The 545-nt window shown below is 40.5% G+C and carries 1 rRNA gene; it reads left to right on the top strand.

The features are described 5' to 3' along the window. Positions 1 to 350 precede the first annotated feature (350 nt). Positions 351 to 545 (top strand): 23S ribosomal RNA (locus tag L5M10_RS24085); the annotation flags it as partial.

Here is a 545-nt window from a genome sequence, read left to right as displayed (position 1 = left end):
TCTGACTTTATTGCAAAGTAATAAGGCATATGCACTATGGATAGAGATGCCAAAGATAAACTTAAAAATTATCTTTGGCTTTTTTAAGCCCGCTCTTTAACAATTTGGAAAGCTGATAGTATTTAATTGCATGAGTCTGTCATGTGATTAATTACAAAACGTTTAATGCGCAAGCATTGAACATGAGTTCTCAAACACTTTATTAAGWGTCTTGAATATTCAATAGTAAATTATKCTTWRTKGMATAGTTTACGTCTAAGGCGCGTCCACTTCTTTGGTCAGAAGTGAGACAAGTAAAACCAAGCTGGTCGCAATGCGRCKCAGRTGAGTGAAACTCATTTGGGTTGTATGGTTAAGCGACTAAGCGTATACGGTGGATGCCTTGGCAGTCAGAGGCGATGAAGGACGTAGTAACTTGCGAAAAGCGTTGGCGAGCTAGTAACAAGCATTTGAGCTAACGATGTCCGAATGGGGGAACCCAGCAGCATAAGCTGTTATCGCAACATGAATACATAGTGTTGCGAGGCGAACGAGGGGAACTGAAA

Source organism: Shewanella sp. SM32 (assembly GCF_025654235.1).
Classification (GTDB): domain Bacteria; phylum Pseudomonadota; class Gammaproteobacteria; order Enterobacterales; family Shewanellaceae; genus Shewanella; species Shewanella oncorhynchi.
The sequence above is the reverse complement of the archived record's forward strand: the minus strand, read 5'-3'. Positions and strand labels throughout refer to the sequence as shown.